Source organism: Tamaricihabitans halophyticus (assembly GCF_004340875.1).
GTDB classification, from domain to species: Bacteria; Actinomycetota; Actinomycetes; order Mycobacteriales; family Pseudonocardiaceae; genus Tamaricihabitans; species Tamaricihabitans halophyticus.
This window is the reverse complement of the sequence record NZ_SLXQ01000005.1, coordinates 207,085-226,610: the sequence shown is the minus strand read 5'-3', so window position 1 is coordinate 226,610 and position 19,526 is coordinate 207,085. Positions and strand designations below refer to the sequence as shown.

17 protein-coding genes are annotated in these 19,526 nt (G+C 65.8%); 4 read left to right on the top strand and 13 right to left on the bottom strand.

The window, feature by feature from the left end; genetic code table 11:
- Positions 1-5: 5 nt before the first annotated feature.
- The 3 genes from htpX to EV191_RS14645 are packed head-to-tail and all read right to left on the bottom strand — an operon-like array spanning position 6 to position 2,237.
- The gene (htpX, locus tag EV191_RS14655) at positions 6-875 is read right to left on the bottom strand and encodes a zinc metalloprotease HtpX (protein ID WP_132877592.1); all 870 of its coding nucleotides are present in this window, start codon (positions 873-875) and stop codon (positions 6-8) included.
- A gap of 48 nt (positions 876-923) precedes the next feature.
- Entirely contained in the window at positions 924-1,721 is a 798-nt protein-coding gene (locus tag EV191_RS14650; RefSeq protein ID WP_132877591.1) for a siderophore-interacting protein, read from the bottom strand.
- A 54-nt stretch (positions 1,722-1,775) separates the two neighbouring features.
- Entirely contained in the window at positions 1,776-2,237 is a 462-nt protein-coding gene (locus EV191_RS14645; RefSeq protein WP_132877590.1) for an Lrp/AsnC family transcriptional regulator, read from the bottom strand.
- A gap of 74 nt (positions 2,238-2,311) precedes the next feature.
- On the opposite strand from EV191_RS14645, the gene ddaH reads away from it, so the two are divergent.
- The 4 genes from ddaH to EV191_RS14625 all read left to right on the top strand — a co-directional run bounded on the left by ddaH (position 2,312) and on the right by EV191_RS14625 (position 7,250).
- Entirely contained in the window at positions 2,312-3,202 is an 891-nt protein-coding gene (gene ddaH / locus EV191_RS14640; protein ID WP_132877589.1) for a dimethylargininase, read from the top strand.
- A 103-nt stretch (positions 3,203-3,305) separates the two neighbouring features.
- Positions 3,306-4,097: an enoyl-CoA hydratase gene (locus tag EV191_RS14635; RefSeq protein ID WP_132877588.1), complete on the top strand. Its 792-nt coding sequence runs from the start codon at positions 3,306-3,308 to the stop codon at positions 4,095-4,097.
- 190 nt (positions 4,098-4,287) lie between these two features.
- Positions 4,288-6,189: a 2-oxoacid:acceptor oxidoreductase subunit alpha gene (locus EV191_RS14630; protein ID WP_132877587.1), complete on the top strand. Its 1,902-nt coding sequence runs from the start codon at positions 4,288-4,290 to the stop codon at positions 6,187-6,189.
- The gene (locus tag EV191_RS14625; RefSeq protein ID WP_132877586.1) at positions 6,186-7,250 is read left to right on the top strand and encodes a 2-oxoacid:ferredoxin oxidoreductase subunit beta; all 1,065 of its coding nucleotides are present in this window, start codon (positions 6,186-6,188) and stop codon (positions 7,248-7,250) included. The genes EV191_RS14630 and EV191_RS14625 overlap by 4 nt, the downstream gene beginning before the upstream one ends.
- Before the next feature lie 7 nt (positions 7,251-7,257).
- On the opposite strand, the gene EV191_RS14620 is transcribed toward EV191_RS14625, so the two are convergent.
- The 10 genes from EV191_RS14620 to nuoH all read right to left on the bottom strand — a co-directional run bounded on the left by EV191_RS14620 (position 7,258) and on the right by nuoH (position 19,522).
- Positions 7,258-8,523 carry a cytochrome P450 gene (locus tag EV191_RS14620; protein ID WP_132877585.1) on the bottom strand — a complete coding sequence of 422 codons (1,266 nt, stop codon included), beginning with the start codon at positions 8,521-8,523 and terminating at the stop codon, positions 7,258-7,260.
- Positions 8,524-8,596: 73 nt separating this feature from the next.
- Complete coding sequence (locus tag EV191_RS14615) at positions 8,597-9,832, bottom strand: sunset domain-containing protein (protein WP_132877584.1); 1,236 nt, start codon at positions 9,830-9,832, stop codon at positions 8,597-8,599.
- A 246-nt stretch (positions 9,833-10,078) separates the two neighbouring features.
- Complete coding sequence (locus tag EV191_RS14610) at positions 10,079-11,125, bottom strand: polyprenyl synthetase family protein (protein ID WP_424565467.1); 1,047 nt, start codon at positions 11,123-11,125, stop codon at positions 10,079-10,081.
- Between the two features lie 246 nt (positions 11,126-11,371).
- Positions 11,372-12,955 (bottom strand): NADH-quinone oxidoreductase subunit NuoN, encoded by a 1,584-nt coding sequence (gene nuoN, locus EV191_RS14605; RefSeq protein ID WP_424565466.1) that lies wholly within the window; start codon positions 12,953-12,955, stop codon positions 11,372-11,374.
- 16 nt (positions 12,956-12,971) lie between these two features.
- Entirely contained in the window at positions 12,972-14,528 is a 1,557-nt protein-coding gene (locus tag EV191_RS14600; RefSeq protein WP_132877583.1) for an NADH-quinone oxidoreductase subunit M, read from the bottom strand.
- On the bottom strand, positions 14,528-16,438 hold the full coding sequence (nuoL, locus tag EV191_RS14595; RefSeq protein WP_132877582.1) for an NADH-quinone oxidoreductase subunit L: 1,911 nt from the start codon (positions 16,436-16,438) through the stop codon (positions 14,528-14,530). Before nuoL ends, EV191_RS14600 begins: the two co-directional genes overlap by 1 nt.
- Positions 16,439-16,451: 13 nt before the next feature.
- The gene (nuoK, locus tag EV191_RS14590; protein WP_132877581.1) at positions 16,452-16,751 is read right to left on the bottom strand and encodes an NADH-quinone oxidoreductase subunit NuoK; all 300 of its coding nucleotides are present in this window, start codon (positions 16,749-16,751) and stop codon (positions 16,452-16,454) included.
- The gene (locus tag EV191_RS14585) at positions 16,748-17,647 is read right to left on the bottom strand and encodes an NADH-quinone oxidoreductase subunit J (protein ID WP_132877580.1); all 900 of its coding nucleotides are present in this window, start codon (positions 17,645-17,647) and stop codon (positions 16,748-16,750) included. Before EV191_RS14585 ends, nuoK begins: the two co-directional genes overlap by 4 nt.
- Positions 17,644-18,204, bottom strand: coding sequence for an NADH-quinone oxidoreductase subunit NuoI (nuoI, locus tag EV191_RS14580; protein ID WP_132877579.1), 561 nt, complete (start codon positions 18,202-18,204; stop codon positions 17,644-17,646). Before nuoI ends, EV191_RS14585 begins: the two co-directional genes overlap by 4 nt.
- The gene (nuoH, locus tag EV191_RS14575; RefSeq protein ID WP_132877713.1) at positions 18,191-19,522 is read right to left on the bottom strand and encodes an NADH-quinone oxidoreductase subunit NuoH; all 1,332 of its coding nucleotides are present in this window, start codon (positions 19,520-19,522) and stop codon (positions 18,191-18,193) included. The genes nuoI and nuoH overlap by 14 nt, the downstream gene beginning before the upstream one ends.
- Between the last annotated feature and the right edge of the window lie 4 nt (positions 19,523-19,526).

Below are 19,526 nucleotides of genomic sequence, written 5' to 3'. Positions count from 1 at the left end.
CGCGCTCAGCCGAGCGGTCCGCGCCGGGCCATCTCCTCGAGCCGCCGGATGCGGTCCGGAATCGGCGGGTGGGTGGAGAACAGTCGCGACATCTGCTCGCCAGGCCGGAACGGATTGGCGATCATCAGGTGTGACTGGGAAAGCACCTTCGGTTCCGGGGCAAGTGGTGCGCGCTGTGTTCCGTGCTCCAACTTGGACAGTGCGGAAGCCAGCCCAAGTGGATCGCCCGTGAGTTCCGCGCCGGACTGATCGGCCTGGTACTCGCGGGACCTGCTGACCGCCATCTTCACGACGCCCGCGGCAACCGGGCCGAGCAAGGCGAGCAGCAGCGCGGCGATCGGGCCAGGACCATCGCGGTTGGCCCCGCCGAACATACCCGCGAACATCGCCAGGTTCGCCAGCACGCTGACCACGCTCGCGAGTGCGCCGGCGACACACGAAATCAGAATGTCCCTGTTGTACACATGGGATAGTTCATGACCGAGCACCGCGCGCAGTTCCCGCTCACTCAACAGATCGAGGATCCCTGTCGTGCAGCAGACCGCGGCGTTGCGCGGGTTCCGTCCAGTGGCGAACGCGTTCGGTGCCTGCGTTGGGCTCACGTACAGCCGGGGCATCGGCTGCCGCGCGGTGGTCGCCAGCTCGCGCACGATCCGGTACATCGCGGGCTGCTCCGCTTCGGACACTGGCCGTGCGCGCATCGCGCGAAGCGCGAGCTTGTCCGAGTTGAAGTACGCGTAGCCGTTCATCGCCAGCGCGATCGCCAGCCCGATGAACAATGCCCCGGTGCCGAACGGCGCGCACGCCAGTACGATCAGCCCGCTCAGCCCCCCGAGCAGCAACGCTGTCTTCAATCCGTTGTAGTGCTTGTGCACGGTCGAAACGCCTCCGAGTAAACGACTCGCAACCCACAAGAACAACGGTTAACCGGGTTGCGTGGTTCCACGGCGCCAGTATGCGGTGGGTCGCACCCGATCCCGCGGCAAGCCGCATTCGGTCAGCAGATAGCTACGCAACGCTCGTACCTGCTCCTGCTCCCCCGCCACCCACACCTGCGGTGCCTCGGCGGGCAGCCCTTCGGCTCGTAGGGCCGCGAGCAAGGTGTCCCCCCGGTCCCGCTGAACCCAGGTAATCGCCACATCAGCCGAGCTGGCCAGCTGCTGCCGTTCGGCGGCATCCTCGATCTCCGCGTACACCCGCACCCGCAGCCCGGCCGGCAGCTCGTCGAGAATCGCGCCGATCGCCGGTAACGCGCTCTCGTCACCGAGCAGGACCAGCGCTTCCGCCTGGTGATCCGGCTCGAACGCCGGCGATGGACCCACGAAGATCAACTCATCGCCAACCTCTGCCCTGCGCGCCCATTCCGCGGCTGGCCCGCCATGGTCATGCAGCACGAAGTCGATATCTATCTGGTGCCGCACGGGATCGTGCCGGCGGATCGTGTAGCTACGCATGCTCGGACGGATGCTGGACATTCGCTGGCGCGCGGTCTCCAACGTGAGTGGCTCGGGCAGCTCGGTACCTGGCGGGTAGAAGTACAGCATCACGTGCTGATCGGTGCCCGGACCCGCGAAATCGGCGAGTTCCGGCCCGCCGACGGTGACCCGCGCCATTCGGGGCGTTACTCGAACCACGCTGAGTACTGGTAGTCGCCACAGTTTCGTTGGCTGGCGCCTCGCCCTCGTCCTGATCCGGGCGCCGGGGTTCGCTCGCACGTTCATCACTGGCAATCCTTGCTCGCCGGCTACCGGTCGGGCAACGCAGGTCCGGTATCGCTACTGATCCGCCGGCGCGCGAGTTGGCTCTGGTGAACGTTCCAGCAAGGTGGAAAGCACCACCGTGGACACCGTGCGGTCGATGATGTCCACACCACGCAGGCGTTCCAGTGCGGTCTCCAGGTGGTGGATATCGCCGGCGCGCAACTGCACGATCGCATCGGCCGCGCCGGAGACGGTGTAGGCGGCTACCACCTCCGGCAGCGGCTCCAGGCTTGCCCTGATCCGCGCGGGCGCCACGTTGCCCCTGCAGTGCACCTCGACGAAAGCCTCGGTGCCCCAGCCGAGCGCTTCGGGGTTGACCACGGCGGTGAACCCACGGATCACGCCCGCGTCGAGCAGCCGGTCAACGCGCCGTTTGACCGCGGGTGCGGACAGGCCGACGCTCGATCCGATCTCCGCATAGCTCGCTCGCGCGTTCGCCACCAGGCACGAAACGATTCGCTGATCTAGAGGATCCATACGCAACATTTTGCCGGATAACCCGCAATGTACGACCGTTGAAGGCCACATGATCCTGGCCATACATTCGAACCATGACGTCGATCATCGATGCCCCGCGCACCGAAGCCCAGCCGGCTACGCCCGGTGAGCCCAGCACCCGTCGCTACTTGATGTGCCCGCCCACCTATTTCACCGTCGAGTACTCGATCAATCCGTGGATGAACCCGGATCAGCCGGTCGACGTCGAGCTGGCGATGGCGCAGTGGCAGCGGCTGCGGGACACCTACCAGCAGCTCGGGCACACCGTTGACGAGATCGAGCCGCAGCGCGGGCTGCCGGATATGGTTTTCGCCGCCAATTCCGGCACGGTGATCGACGGCCGGGTGCTCGGCGCCAGGTTCCGCGCGGACGAGCGGGCGCCGGAGGCCGAATACTACCGGCGGTGGTTTGTCGAGCAGGGCTATCGCGAAGTGGTGATGCCGGAGGCCGTGAACGAGGCCGAAGGCGATTTCGTGTGGACCGGCGGCCTGCTGCTCGCCGGATACGGTTTCCGCACCGATAAGGCGGCACACGACGAAGCGCAGGAGGTGCTCGGCGTTCCGGTGGTCTCGCTGCGGCTCACCGATCCGCGCTACTACCACCTGGACACCGCGTTGTTCGTGCTGAACGACGACCCCGTGCGGCCGCGTATCGCCTACTTCCCGGACGCGTTCTCCGCCGGCTCGCGGCGGGTGCTGCGCCGGCTGTTCCCGGACGCGGTGCTGGCCAGCGCGGCCGATGCCGCCTGCCTCGGGCTGAACGGGGTCAGCGACGGCGAGCACGTGGTGCTGCCAGTCGAAGCGACCGAGCTGGCCGAGCAGCTGCGTGCGCGGGGTTATCAGGTACTGCCCGTAGACATCTCTGAGCTGCGCAAAGCGGGCGGCGGACCGAAGTGCTGCACGCTCGAACTGCGCGCCGCACGCACCTCCGATAACCACGTTTAGCCCGCTGAACGCGCGCCCGAATCAACGTTCAGCCCGCTAAACGCGTGTTCTGATCAACGGTTAGCCCGCTGAACGTGGGCGGGACGCATGCCAGGATGCCGGGATGGACTCGGTACACATCGAGCGATCGGGCGCGGTGGCGGTGCTCACCGTGCACGCGCCAGATACGCGCAATGCACTGACCCTCGAGCTATCCGCGCAGCTCGCCGACGCGGTCACTACCTGCGAAACGGATCCTTCGGTACACGCGATGGTGGTCACCGGCACCCCGCCGGCGTTTTGCGCGGGCGCCAATCTCGCCGCGCTCGGCACCGCGACCGAGGACGGCCTGCGACGCATCTACGCGGGCTTCCTCGCGGTCGCGGACAGCTCCCTGCCTACGATCGCCGCGGTCGGCGGGCCCGCGGTCGGCGCAGGGCTGAATCTCGCGCTCGCCTGTGATGTGCGCCTCGCCGGAACGGACGCCCGGTTCGACGCGCGCTTCATGAAGCTGGGTATTCATCCGGGCGGCGGGATGACCTGGATGCTGCAGCGCGCGGTAGATGCCCAGACCGCCGCCGCGATCACCCTGTTCAGCCAGGTCATGGACGCGGACGAGGCCTACCGCGCTGGCCTGGCGCACCGCGTGGTGTCCGGCACGCACGGCGAGTTGCTGGACGGCGCGATCGAACTGGCCGCCGGCGCGGCCGCCGCGCCACGGGAACTGCTGCGCACCACCAAGCGGACGATGCAACACACCCGGACGTTGCCTGACCACGACGCGGCGGTCCGGCTCGAGCTCGCCAAGCAGGTGGAAACCCTGAACTCGCCGGAGTTCACCGAGCGCCTTGCCCGGCTGCGCGCCAGCACAAGCTCGGCCGGTCAACAGGACTCGCCGGCAACCAGACCCGACTAACCAAGCGGATCAGCCACACTTGATCGGTACGTAAACCGGTTCGGATTGTGACCTGTACCGCTTTCCCAGACAGTGACACGCCGAACGCTTAACTTCGAAGTAGGTCTAACATCAAAGGATGGCCTAACCAAGGCTGGCCTTACCGCAGGATAAGCAAAGGCGCAGCGAGAGAAGAGGGATTCGCGAGCCGATGAGTACCAATGTCGACGGCGGCCAGTCGGTAGCCGTCAGCGACGTACGCAAGGTCGACCGTGTCGTTATCCGGTTCGCTGGGGACTCCGGAGACGGTATGCAACTCACCGGAGACCGGTTCACCTCCGAGGCGGCGGCGTTCGGCAACGACCTGGCGACACTGCCCAACTTTCCGGCGGAGATCCGCGCTCCACAGGGCACGCTGCCTGGCGTTTCCAGTTTCCAGCTGCACTTCGCCGACTACGACATTCTGACCCCAGGCGATCGGCCAGATGTGCTCGTCGCGATGAACCCAGCCGCGCTGAAGGCGAATATCGGGGACGTCCCGCATGGCGGGACGGTCATCGTGAACACCGACGAGTTCAACAAGCGGAACCTGGCCAAGGTCGGCTACGAGTCGAATCCGCTCGAGGATGACTCGTTGGACAAGTTCCAGCTGCACCAGGTCGCCATGGGCACGCTGACCCAGGGTGCACTCGCCGATACCGGGTTGGGCAAGAAGGACGCCGACCGGTGCAAGAACATGTTCGCGCTGGGGCTGCTTTCCTGGATGTATCACCGGCCGACCGAGGGCACCGAACGGTTCCTGCGGGAGAAGTTCGGTAAGAAGCCCGAACTGGCCGAGGCGAACATCCTCGCGTTCCGAGCCGGCTGGAACTACGGCGAGACGACCGAGGCGTTCTCGGTCACCTACGAGGTCGCGCCAGCCAAGCTGGCGCAAGGTACCTACCGGCAGATCACCGGCAACACCGCGCTGGCTTACGGCGTGGTCGCCGCCGGACAGCAGGCAAAGCTACCGGTGCTCGTCGGCACCTACCCGATCACGCCGGCAAGCGATGTGCTGCATGAGCTGAGCAAGCACAAGAACTTCGGGATCCTGACCTTCCAGGCCGAGGACGAGATCGCCGGGATCGGCGCCGCGCTCGGCGCCAGCTATGGCGGCGCGCTCGGCGTGACCTCCACCTCTGGCCCCGGTGTCGCGCTGAAGTCGGAAACCATCGGGCTCGGCGTGATGACCGAGCTCCCGCTGGTCGTGATCGATGTGCAGCGCGGCGGGCCGTCCACTGGATTGCCGACCAAAACCGAGCAGGCCGATCTGCTGCAGGCGATGTTCGGCCGCAACAGCGAATCGCCAGTGCCGATTGTGGCGCCCTGCTCGCCGGCGGACTGTTTCGATATCGCACTCGAGGCGACGCGGATCGCCCTGACCTACCGGACGCCGGTCCTGCTGCTCTCCGACGGCGCGATCGCGAACGGCTCGGAGCCGTGGCTGATCCCGGATGTCGCGGACCTGCCGGACCTTTCGGTGCGGTTTGCCACCGAGCCGAATGCGCCAGACGGTTCGGGCGAATTCTGGCCCTATGTGCGCGATCCGGAAACGCTGGCCCGCGAATGGGCTATTCCCGGCACCGCCGATCTGCAGCACCGCATTGGCGGGCTGGAAAAGCAGGACGGCTCGGGCAATATCTCGTACGACCCGGATAACCACGACAAGATGGTTCGCCTGCGGCAAGCGAAGATCGATGGCGTCACGGTGCCGGACCTGACCGTCGATGACCCCAGCAATGGCGAAGCACGCGTGCTCGCGCTCGGCTGGGGCTCGAGCTTCGGCCCCATTGGCGCAGCCTGCCGCCGGGTACGGGCGCGCGGTATGCCGATCGCACAGGCGCATCTGCGTCACCTCAATCCACTTCCGGCGAACCTCGGCGACGTACTCGCCAGCTACGACCGGGTCGTCGTGCCGGAAATGAACCTGGGCCAGCTGGCATTGCTGCTCAGGGCCAGGTACCTGGTGGACGTAGTCAGTTACACCAAGGTCGCCGGCCTGCCGTTCAAAGCCGAAGAACTGCAAGGCGTATTCACCGATATCGTCACCGGAGCCAAGGAGACCAAGGCATGACCGCGATCGACCTGGGCTTGCCCCAGCTTGGCGGGCTCGCCGACGTGCCGACCACCGACGAGCCGCAGAAAGCCAAGGACTACAAGTCCGACCAGGAAGTTCGCTGGTGTCCGGGCTGCGGCGACTACATCGTGCTGAACGCGGTGCAGGCGTTCCTTCCTGAGCTGGGCCTCAAACGCGAGAACATCGTCTTCGTCTCCGGCATCGGCTGCTCCAGCCGCTTCCCGTACTACCTGAACACCTACGGGATGCACTCGATTCACGGGCGTGCGCCGGCAATCGCCACCGGGCTCGCGGTGACCCGCCCCGATCTGAGTGTCTGGGTCGTCACCGGGGATGGGGACGCGCTTTCGATCGGCGGCAATCACCTGATCCACACGCTGCGCCGCAACGTGAACCTGAAGATTCTGCTGTTCAACAACCGGATCTACGGATTGACCAAGGGGCAGTACTCGCCCACTTCCGAGGAAGGCAAGGTCACCAAGTCGACCCCGATGGGATCGCTGGACCATCCGTTCAATCCGATTTCCCTGGCTCTGGGCGCGGAAGCGACATTCGTAGCGCGCGCGTTGGACTCGGACAAGAAGGGGCTGACCGAGGTGTTGCGGCAGGCTGCCGAGCATCGCGGTAGCGCGCTGGTCGAGATCTACCAGAACTGCCCGATCTTCAACGATGGCGCGTTCGATGTGCTGAAGGATCGCGATGAGGCGGCGCGGCGGATCATCCCGCTGACCGACGGCGAGCCGATCCGGTTCGGGCCGGATGGCGAGTACGGCGTCGTACGGTCGGGTTTCGGCGGGCTGGACGTCGCGAAGGTCAGCGAAGTCGGCGAGGAAGGGCTCGTGGTACACGACGCCACAACGGACGACCCGACGTATGCTTTCGCGCTGTCCCGGCTTGGCGACCAGGCGCTCACGCATACCGTTACGGGCGTATTCCGCAACGCGCCGCGCACGACCTACGACGACGCGGCAAGGGCGCAGACCGCACAGGCTGCCGAGGCCAAACCGGCTGACCTGCAAAGCTTGATCCGCGGCAACGACACCTGGACGGTCAGCTAGTTCGCGTTCAGCGGGCTAACCGTTGAAATACCGAAGGGTTGAGCTGGTAGCGGATCGGCAGGTACTTGAGGCCGCCCACGAACGTGGTGACCACCTGCCGCGGTTCGCCGGCCAGCTCAATGTCGCGTAGTCGCGGCAGCAGCGCGGCGAACAGCGACCGCGCCTCCATCCGAGCCAGCGCGGCACCTAAGCAGTAGTGCACACCCGTACCGAAGGCGAGGTGCCGATTCGGGTTACGCGCGATGTCGAACGTGAACGGATCCTCGAACACGTCCTCGTCCCGGTTCGCCGAAGGATAGGAAAGCAGTACCGACTCCCCAGCATGAATCCGCACATCGCGCAGGCTGTAGTCCTCGACCGCGGTACGCATGAACGACTTCACCGGGGTGACCCAGCGGATCATCTCCTCGACCGCGGTCGGCAACAGCGCCGGCTCCGCGCGAAGTTTGGCCAGCTGCTCCGGATGTGTCAGCAAGGCGTGCAGCCCGCCGGCGATGCTGGAACTGGTCGTATCGTGCCCTGCCGTTGCCACGATCACGTAGTACGAGGCGGCATCCAGATCGCTCAGGTACTCGCCGCCTGGCGCCGCATTGGCGATCGCCGAGGCGAGATCATCGGTGGGCGACTGCCGCCGCGCCCGAGTCAACTCGTTGAAATAGTTGAAGAAATCCATCAGCGGCGCCATCAGGTCGGCCTGCGACTCGCCCCGCCGACGGTCCGGATCGGCCCCACCAAACAACTCCTGGGTCAGTTGCAGCATCCGCGGGAAATCGCTCTCCGGCAACCCGAGCAATGACAGGATCACGTAAAGCGGGTAGTGCACCGCCACATCAGCGACGAAATCGCATTTCCCGCCGAGCTCGGCCATCCGATCCACATAGTTCGCCGCGAGCTCATCGACCCGCAGCTGAAGTTTGCGCATTGCCCTGGGGTTGAACCAGTCCGCGCCGATCGCCCGGTAAACCTTGTGATCCGGATTGTCCATGTGTACCAGCGAACGGATGTACTCACCTTGTTGCTCGCGAAGATCATCCATCTCCTTGCGGGTAAGTACCGAACGCGGCGAGTTCCGGAATATTTCGTGGTTACGCTCGACTTCCTGGACATCCGCATGTTTGGTGATCGCCCAGAACGGGTAGGCCCACTCGGGTTCAGCCCAGTGCACCGGCGAATCACGACGCAGCATCGCGCAGGCCTCGTGCAGCCGGTGTTCATTCGCATAAGAGTTTGGATCGCCAAGAATCGCGGCGGCAGCGGCAAGATCGGTCGCCATATTCGAACCCCTCGTCCGTGCTACGCGAACCGGTTCGACCCGCGTGCGGCAAGGGTAGCGGCCGGGAAAGCACTCAGGCGAGCGGTCGGAAACCCACTCGCTCCGCGTCTTCCGCGCTGCGGAACCATACTTCGGCAACGATCCGGCTGAACTCCGGCGAATCCGCGGTACAGTAGCGCAGCGCGGTAACGCTCGCCTTCACCGCGAATTCCTCCGATGGCCGCGCCCCACCCGGCAATGGCATAGCCGAGCCTTCGCCGAAAGGCCCTGGCGCAACATGCGCGCCGGGCGCTGGCTGCGCCTGGGCGACTTGCGGCGCCTCGACCGCGCCCGCTTGCTGGTTATCCGATCGCGCGCGCTTTGGCGGCGTCACCGGCTCGAAAAGTGAGCCGCTCACGGCCCGCTGACTGTCCTCGGCTGACTCCCGACGTGCCATCGGCCGCATCGAAGGCTGCACCGGCTGAATCGGCTGCGCCGGCTGTGGCTGATCGAAATCACTCTGCGCCCGGCGCGGCTGCCGCTTTGGCAGGACCATGGTCTGTTCCGCGTCGTCTTCGGGCGGGGCCACACCCGGGCGTCGAGGCAGGCCGGCGAACGGGTCGCTCGGCTTCGCTTCTTGTGCGTCGCCGCCTGGATCCGCCGAATCGAGGGGTTTCCCGTCGGCCTGATCCGGCGAATCGAAAAGCCTACTGCCGCCCAGCCTGCTGGAAATCGATGGCTCCGGATCCGCGGGGGTGTCCGCTTCGCTGGCGTCCTGCGGCTCCTCCGCCTGGTCGGTCGCCACCTCGGCGAACCAATCCCGCGCATCGGCAGGGCGCTCAGCCGCGGGCGCCGGAACCGCATCCTCCGTGGACTCGGACGTCGCTGGCTCTACGTCAGGCTCGACGGCCCCTTGCTCGACGGCCCCTTGCTCGACAGCCCCTTGCTCGACCGGCTCTGGCTCGGCAGCCAGCTCTTCCTCGGGCACCGGCTCCGGCGAATGGGTCTCGGTGGTCTGCGGCCTACCTGGCGGCTCGGGTGGCTCGGCCGCCAAACCGTGCAGTTGTTCGACCGGTTCCGGGCCGGCGGCCTGCCAGTCCGGATCATCCCATTCGTCGTACCCGCTCAATGGGTGGTGCTCGAAACGCTCCGCGACGGGAGCGGCTGACGCTGGCGCGGACGCCGGCTGGGACTGGTTGGCCTCGGCCAGCGAACGCTCCAGTTGCTTGATCCGACCACGTGCCGGCAACACCAGCATCAGCCAGGTCAGCAGCACGCCGACCAGGAACGCGAGCAGGCTCCATAGCCAGACCTGGCCGAATATCGGCATTCCGACTCCTTTCCACTGTCCCGCTCGCCCGCAGCAGCCCGGTGGACCCGCAGCAGCCCGGTGGACAGGGTGCCGATCCGGCAAACCACCTTAGTAGGCGAGCGTGACGCAGCGCTTCGCGTTACGCCACCACATCGGCCGACATCATGCCGGGTAACCGATCATCACCCGCACCGGGGAGACCAATCGCGGACATGATCCTACCTCTGAGTAGATATACCGACACGGCACCAATGCTTCGGATACTCAGTGTGTGCGGGCCACCAGGTGATCAGCCATCGCATACAGCGCCTGCCGGGCCGAACACTCCGGGAGCACGGCCAGCTCAGCGCGTGCTTGCTCGGCATAGTCCGCGAGCGTCACCCTTGCCCGTTTGAGCCCCTGCGAGTCGCGCAGCAGGGCGAGCGCCTCATCGACCTCCGCGTCGTCGGTGATCGGGCCAGCCAGCAGGTCGGTGAGCCGTCCCTGGCCGCCCTCTTCGGCGAGCGCATAAAGCATCGGCAGCGTGCGCACACCTTCCCGCAAATCCGTGCCCTGCGTTTTTCCGGACTCCGTCGCCGGCGATGCGATGTCAATCACATCGTCCGAGATCTGGAAGGCCGCGCCGACGATCTTGCCGTACCGGTAGAGCGCATCGGTCTGTGCCGCATCCGCCCCGGAGAACATGCCGCCGTAGCGGCCCGAGGTGGCGATCAGCGAACCGGTCTTCTGATCGATCACGCTCAGGTAGTGCTCGACGGGGTCCTCATCCGCGGCAGGGCCCACGGTCTCGCGCATCTGGCCGGTTACCAGCTCACCGAAGGTTTCCGCGATGATGCGGGCGGCGTCCGTGCCCAGATCGGAGACCAACCGGGAAGCGTGCGCGAAAAGGAAATCGCCGGTGAGAATCGCGATCGTGTTGTCCCAGCGCGCGTTCACACTGTCGGCACCGCGCCGCATGGTTGCCTCGTCCATCACATCGTCGTGATAGAGCGTGGCGAGGTGCACCAGCTCAACCGCGGCGGCAGCGGTGACCACATCCTTCGTGCATCCATCCGCGAACTGCGCGGCAAGCAGCGTGAACAACGGACGAAAGCGTTTGCCACCGGCCTGCACCAGGTGCGACGCGGCCTCGTCCACGAAGGCCACATCGCTGCGTGCTACCTCCCTGAGCATGGCCTCGACCTCGGCCATCCCGCCCGCTATCGCCTCGACCAGCGCGGTGTCGCCGAACTCCAGCCCCACCGTGCTGCGCAAATCAGTTATCGACAGGCCAGCGGCGGGTGGATCGGCGATGGGCGGATCGCTGCTGATCGAATCCTTCGTCGTCACGGCTGCGGCACTCCCGGCTCGGCTGAACACAACCCCTGCCCAGCGCACACCCGCCGAGCAGGGAATCTCATCTACTCAAGCGTAATGCCCGACTCGGGGACTTCCGCAGCTCGCCCGCCGACTCATGACGTGGGCCGGCTCACGCCAGCCGGCCTCGCCAAAACCAACAGTTAGCCCGCTAAACGCGCCACAAAATCAACGGTTAGCCCGCTGAACGCGAATTTCGAGCTAGGAGGCGAAGCCGCCGCCAGCGGTTGCCCAATCCAGCACCACCGTGGGCAGCACACCGAGCAGCACGGTCACCGCGACACCGAGCGTGATCGCCGCCGTGGTGAAGGTCCCCGGCACGCTGACCGTGGGACCATCCTCGGCCGGCTCGCTGAAGTACATCAGCACGATCACCCGCAGGTAGAAGAACGCCGCGACCGCACTGGCCACCAGCGCGATCACCACGAGCGGCGCCATCCCGTCCTCGATCGCGGCGGAGAACACCACGAACTTGCCGACGAAGCCGGACGTCAGCGGGATACCGGTGAGCGCGAGCAGCAGGAAGGTGAACACCGCGGCAATCAGCGGCGACCGCTTGGCCAGGCCAGCCCACTGGGAAAGGTGGGTCGCCTCGCCACTGGAATCGCGCACCAGGCTCACCACGCCGAACGCGGCCAGCGTGGTGAAGCCGTAGGCAAGCAGGTAGAACATCGTGGCCGAAACACCCTGGTCGGTCAGGGCGATCGTGCCGATCAGTAAGAACCCGGCGTGCGCGATCGAGGAGTACGCGATCATGCGCTTCACGTCGGTCTGGGTCAGCCCCAGGATCGCGCCGATCACCATCGACACGATCGCGACGCCCCACAGCACACCGCGCCATTCCCAGCTCGTCGACTCGAACGCGACGGTGAGCACCCGCAGCATCCCGCCAAACGCGGCGACCTTGGTGCAGGCGGCCATGAACGCGGTCACCGGCGTCGGCGCACCCTGGTAAACGTCCGGCGTCCAGGTGTGGAACGGGCCGACCGATCCCTTGAACAGCAGACCGACCACGAGCAGGCCGAGACCACCGAACAGCAGCGCGTCCGAACGGTCCGTGCCTGCCGCCGCGGTAGCGATATCAGCCAGCTTCACCGAACCGGCGTAACCGTAGAGCAGCGCGAGGCCGTACAGGAAGAACGCCGAAGCGAAGGCGCCGAGCAGGAAGTACTTGACCGCCGCTTCCTGGGAAAGCAAGCGCCGACGCCGCGCCAGCCCGCACAGCAGGTACAGCGGCAGGCTCAGCACTTCGAGCGCGATGAACATGGTCAGCAGATCGTTCGCCGCGCAGAAGGTCATCATGCCGCCGAGCGCGAACAACGCCAGCGGGAAGACCTCGGTCTGCATGCCAGTGGTCTGCGCCTGCGCCCGATCCTGCACGGTGCCCGGTCGGATCGCCGCCTCGGCAACGAAAGCGCCGCCCGGTTCCACCGAGCGATCCGCGATCAACAGGATGGAACCGAAGCCGAGCGCCAGCAGCGTGCCCCAGAGGAACAGCGCGGGCTGATCGATGGACAGCGCGCCGGCAATCGTGGTGATGCCCTCGGTCGGCGCGTCACTCACGTAGTAGGCGAAGGCAAGCCCAGCGCCCACGATAGCGAGAATGGACAGTCCAACCTGGACCGACCAGCGCTGATGCTTGGGCAGCACGGCTTCAAGCAGCACACCGACGGCCGCGGCACCGAAGATGATGATGATCGGCAGGATCGCCAGATAATCGATCTCCGGCGCGCCTCCCTGCCCCGGAGGTTGCCCCTGCTGGGCAAGCAGCCCGCTGGTCAGCACCGAACTGGTGAGCAACTCAGTTCCCTCCTTGCTCGGCCGGCGCTTCGGTCACCGCGGTCACGGTGTCCTGCACCGACGGAGTAATCACGTCGAGTACCGGTTTCGGGTAAATCCCGAGTCCGATGATCAGCACTACCAGTGGGGCGAGTACGCCGATCTCCCGTTTGGACAGATCGGAGATCCCTCGTTTGGCGCCGACTTCAGGAGCGATCGTGGTTCCGGGACCACTGCCCACGCCTACCAGCGCGTTGCCCCGGACCGGGCCCTGCATGATCCGCTGGTAAGCCCACAGCACGTACAGCGCGGCGAGGATCATGCCGACCGCGGCGATGATCGTGTACACCGGTTCCGGGCCGAAGGCGCCAAGCAACACGAGGAACTCGCTGATGAACGAGTTGGTCCCGGGTAGCGCGAGCGAGGCCAAGCCGGCGATGAAGAACATCCCGCCGAGCACCGGGGTGATCTTGGCCATGCCGCCGTAGTCGGAGATCAACCGCGACCCACCCCTGGTGATCACCATGCCGATGACCAGGAACAGCATTCCGGTGGCGAGCCCGTGGTTGAACATGTACAGCACGGCACCGGTCGCGGCCTGATCGCTGAACGCGAAGATACCGAGGCCGATGAAACCGAAGTGGGCGATCGAGGTGTACGAGACGAACCGCTTCATATCGTCCTGGCCGACCGCAAGCAGTGCCGCGTAGATGATCCCGGCGACCGAGAGCACCAGCACCAGCGGCGCCAGTTCCTGGCTCGCCGCGGGGAAAAGCGGCAGGCAGTAGCGCAGGAACCCGAAGGTGCCGATCTTGTCGAGCACGCCGACAAGCAGCACGCCGACACCGACCGGCGCTTCCGCACCGGCGTCCGGCAGCCAGGTGTGCAGCGGCACCAGCGGCGCCTTGATCGCGAAGGCGAGGAAGAACCCGAGGAACAGCCACACCTGCGTCGAGGTGTCCACGGTTTGCATCACTTCGGTGAGCGTCGCCCAGTCCAGCGAGCCCTCACCGAGCTCCCGCGCGCTGACCACGTAGAGCCCGATCACCGAGGCGAGCATGATCAGCCCACCGAGCAGCGAGTACAGGAAGAACTTCACCGCCGCGTACTGGCGACGCGGCCCGCCGAACCGTCCAATGAGGAAGTACATCGGCACGAGCACGACTTCGAAGAACACGTAGAACAGGAAGACGTCGGTGGCCGCGAAGACCCCGATCATCCCGGCTTCCATGAGCAGGATGAGCGAGTAGAAACCGGCAGCTGAGCGCCCCTCCGGCAGCTTGTCCGCCCAGGAACCACCGATCACGATCGGCACCAGCAGGGCGATCAGCGCCAGCATCACCAACGCGATGCCGTCGATACCAAGGGAGAACTGCACGCCGAAGGCGGGAATCCAGTCCACCGACAGCGTCTGCTGGATCCGCTCGCCGTCCGGGTCATAGCTCAGCCAGGCCGGCACCACCAGCGCCAGCTCGACGAGCGCAATCGCCAAGGCGGCACGCTTGGCAACACGGTCATCGCGCAGGAACGCGACGAGGATGCCGCCGATCAGCGGTAGCAGCAACAATGCCAGCAACATCACGCGAACCTCACCATCAACAGTGCGGCGAGAACGAGAATCGAACCGCCCAGCATGGACAGCGCGTAGGACCGCACGAAGCCGGTCTGCAACCTACGCAATCGCCCGGAACTACCGCCGAGCGTCGCGGCAAGGCCGTTCACCAGGCCGTCAACGCCCTTGTTGTCCACATAGACCAGCGCGCGGGCAAGCCAGGTGCCCGGACGCGCGATCAACGTCTCGTTCAACGCATTGCCGTACAGATCGTTGCGCGCCGCGCGCACCACCGCGGAGACCCGCTCCGGCCGCTCGACCGGGGTTTCCTTGCGGGCCACCAGCAACCAGGCCAGCAATGCGCCGAGCGCGGAAAGGCCAACGGTCAGCGGCGGCACCAGCCCGGGATCGATCGCGGTCTGCTCGGCATGCGCCAGCTCGCCGAGCGAGGGCGCGAGCCAGGTCACCAACCGGTCGCCCGAGTAGAGGAAGAAGCCGGCCCCGATCGATCCGAACGCGAGCAGGATCATCGGCACGGTCATCACGGCAGGCGACTCGTGCGGGTGGAACTCCCGACCATCGCTGGACTTGATGTCCTTCCACCTCGGCTTACCGAAGAAGGTCAGCAGGAACAGGCGGGTCATGTAGAACGCGGTCAGCCCAGCGCCGAGCATCGCCGCACCACCGAACACCCAGCCTTGCCAGCCTGGCTTGCCGAAGGCGGCTTCGATGATCGCGTCCTTGGAGTAGAACCCGGAAAGGAACGGGAAGCCGATCAGCGCGAGGTAGCCGAGTCCAAAAGTGACGGCCGTGATCGGCATCTTTCGCCACAACCCGCCGAACTTGCGGATGTCCACCTCGTCGTTCATCCCGTGCATCACCGAACCGGCACCGAGGAACAGCCCGGCCTTGAAGAAGCCGTGGGTGAGTAGGTGCATGATGCCGAGCGCGTAACCGATCGGGCCGAGCCCGACGGCGAGCATCATATAGCCGATCTGGCTGACCGTGGAGTACGCGAGCACCTTCTTGATGTCGTCGTAGGCACAGCCGATGATCGCCCCGATCAGCAGCGTCACCACGCCAACCAGCGTGACGACCAGCTGTCCGGTCGCGGTCTCGTTGTAGATCGGGTTCGCCCTTGCGACCAGGTACACACCCGCGGTCACCATGGTCGCCGCGTGGATCAGCGCGGAAACCGGGGTCGGACCTTCCATCGCGTCCGGCAACCAGGCCTGCAGCGGGAACTGGCCGGACTTACCGCAGGCACCGAGCAGCAGAAGCAGTCCGATCGCGAGCACCGCGCCGGTCGGGATCTCGCCGACACCGGCGAACACCTCGGAGTACTGGGTGCTGCCCACGTACTTCCACATCAGGAAGATGGCCAGGGCCAGCCCAACATCGCCGACCCGGTTCATCAGGAACGCCTTCTTCGCGGCGGTCGCCGCGGACGGCCGGTCCTGCCAGAAGCCGATCAGCAGATAGGAAGCGAGGCCAACGCCTTCCCAACCGAGGTAGAGCGTCACGAAGCTGTTGCCGAGTACCAGCACGAGCATCGCGGCGACGAACAGGTTGAGGTAGGCGAAGAACTTCCGGCGATCGTCATCGTGCTCCATATAGCCAATGGAGTAGATGTGGATCACCGAGCCAACCCCGGTGATCAGCAGGACGAAGGTCACCGAGAGTGGGTCGATCCGCAGCCCGAAGTCCACTTGCAAAGCGTCGACCGGGATCCAGGAGAACAGGTTCACATCAGCGACCCGCTCCCCCGCTGCCTTACCAGTAGTGGAGAAGAACAGCACCAGCCCGTACACGAACGCCGCGAGCACGGTGGCGCAGCCGAGCAGATGCCCCCAGGCATTCGTCCGACGGCCACCAAGCAGCAGCACCAAGGCGCCCAGCGCGGGCAGCGCGACCAGCAGCCACGATGTCGCAGTCACGTGTGAAGACCTTTCAGTACTTGAGCAAGTTGGTGTCGTCGACCGAAGCCGAGCGTCGGGCGCGGAAGATCGCCATGATGATCGCCAAGCCCACGACCACTTCCGCCGCGGCGACCACCATCACGAAGAAGGCCATCACCTGGCCCTCCAGTCCACCCTCGATACGCGCGAAGGTGATCAGCGTCAGGTTCACCGAGTTGAGCATCAACTCGATGCACATGAAAACCACCACGGCGTTGCGCCTGATCAGCACGCCGACCGCGCCGATGCAGAACAGCAGCGCGGCGAGCAGCAGGTAGTACGTCGGAGTCACGCCTTGTCCCCTTCGCTGTCGGCCCGCTGGCCGTCGGTCCCCTCGCCGCCGGGCGCCTCGGCACCTTCGGCCGGCGTGATCAGCGCATGCGCATCCGCCTCGGGGCCGGTCCCGGAGACCTCGCGGATCTCGTCGCGGAACTCCTCGGCTGCGGCCGAGTCAATGATTCTGGACAGGGATTCCGGGGCGACCGAACCATCCGGCAGCAGTGCTGGCGTGGCCACCGAGTTCGCGGTGGCGAACACGCCGGGCCCCGGCAGCGGGGACGGGCGGTCGTGCTGCCCGCGGAACCGCTCCTCCACCAACTCCCGCTGGGTTTTCTTGGTTTTCTTGCCGCCCGAGTGGGAAAGCAACATGGCACCCACCGCGGCCACGATCAGCAGCGCGGCGGAGAGCTCGAACGGGAAGAGGAAATCACCGAAGATGAGCCGGCCGAGGCCACCGGCGCCCCCGCCTTCCGGCGAGTACGGATCCAGTGGCGCGGCGATCTGGGTGTCGGTCAGCGAGCGGCCGAGCAGGGTCACCACCAGCACGGCCAGGCCAATGCCGAGTAGCCCCGCGGCCAATCGCTGCCCACGAAGTACTTCGACCACCGAATCGGAACTGTCTCTGCCCGCTAGCATCAGCACGAACAGGAACAGCATCATGATCGCACCGGTGTAGACGATGATCTGGGTGAACCCGAGGAAGGTCGCCCGCTGCGTCAGGTAGATCATCGCCAGGCTGAGCATGGTCAGCACCAGCCACAGCGCCGAATGCACCGCATTGCGCGCAAGGATCATGCCGAGCGCGCCGGCCACCGCGGCGGGGCCGAGGATCCAGAAGGCCACCGCCTCACCGGTGGACACCTCCCCGCCCTGCGCCAGGGTGACGGCTTGTGCGAGCACCGCACTCATTGACCGGCCTCCTTGGACTGTCCACTCTGACCGCTCGCGGGAAGCGCTTCGCGGGCGAGCTGCGGGCCCTTGGTGTAGTAGTCCTGCTCGTTGTCCCCGAGGCGCATTGGATGCGGTGGCTGCTCCATGCCCGGCAGTAGCGGGGCGAGCAGGTCTTCCTTGGTGTAGATCAACCGCTGCCGGTCGTCATCGGCGAGCTCGTAGAAGTTCACCATCGTCAGCGAGCGGGTCGGGCAGGCTTCGATGCACAACCCGCAGCCGATGCAGCGCAGGTAGTTGATCTGGTAGTCCTTGCCATACCGCTCACCTGGCGAGTACCGCTCGTCCTCGGTGTTGTCCCCACCCTCGACGAAGATCGCATCAGCGGGACAGGCCCAGGCGCACAGCTCGCAACCGACGCACTTCTCGAGGCCGTCCGGGTGCCGGTTGAGCTGGTGCCGACCGTGATAACGCGGTGCGGTTGCCCGGAAATCCTCCGGGTACTGCTCAGTGACGGTCTTCTTGAACATCGTCGAGAAGGTGACGCCGAAACCCTTGATGGGGTCAAACATTCCCATCGTCTGCCTCCTTGCCGGTGGTGGAACCGGTCAGTTCGGATCGGGTGGCCGACTTGCCCGCGCTGACCTTGCGCCGCGGCTTCGTCGGCACTTGCAGGTCCATCGGTGGTACCGGGTACCCGCTGCCGGTCACCGGGATCTTGTTCGCGTCCTCGGCTACCTGCTTCTCCGGAATGAGCAGGCTGAGCAACACGATGATGACGATCGCTACGGCGCCGACGATCAGGATCTGCGTGGTGGACACCCCGCCATCGGTACGGATCGCCCGGATACCGGCGACGATCACGAACCAGCCGAGGCTGATCGGTACGAGTACCTTCCAGCCCAGCCGCATGAACTGGTCATAACGCAACCGGGGCAGCGTGCCGCGCAGCCAGATGTAGACGAACAGGAAGAGCAGCATCTTGGCGATGAACCAGATGAGCGGCCACCAACCGGTGTTCAGCACCCCGTCGCCGATCGCGGACAACGGCCACGGCGCCATGTAACCGCCGAGGAACAGCGTGGTCGCGAAGGCGGAGACCACCACCATGTTCACGTACTCGGCGAGGAAGAACAGCGCGAACTTCAGCGAGGAGTACTCGGTGTGGAAACCACCGACCAGTTCGGACTCGGCTTCCGGCAGGTCGAACGGCGCACGGTTGGTCTCGCCAACCATGGAGACCACGTAGATGATGAAACTGGGCAGCAGCAACAGTGCGAACCAGCCATTGCGCTGTGCGTCCACGATGTCCCCAGTGGAAAGCGACTGCGCGTAAAGCACCACGGACACGATCGCGAAACCCATCGCGATCTCGTAGGAGATCACCTGGGCCGCGGACCGCAACGCGCCGAGCAACGGATACGGCGAGCCGGATGCCCAGCCACCGAGCACGATGCCGTACACCCCGATGGCCGCGGCTGCCAGCACCACAAGGGCACCGACTGGCAGGTCGACCAGCTGGAGATAGGTGCGCTCACCGAAGATCGAGACTTCCGGCCCCCACGGGATCACCGAGAAGGCGGTGAACGCGGGAATCGTGGAGATAACCGGAGCCATCCAGTAGACCTTGCGGTCCGCGCTGGTCGGGATGACCTCTTCCTTGAAGGCCAGCTTGAGCCCATCCGCGAGGGACTGCAGCCAGCCGCCCGGACCGTTCCGGTTCGGACCGGGCCGGTGCTGCATCCGCCCGACGACCTTGCGCTCCCAGTTGATCATGAAGAGGGTCATGACCACACCGAAGGCGAACAGCACCACCGCCTTCAGCAGGACCAGCCACAATGGATCGTCCGCGAGGACCTCCGCCCTGGTCTGCTCCTGGGCGAGCAACATGTTCATCCGG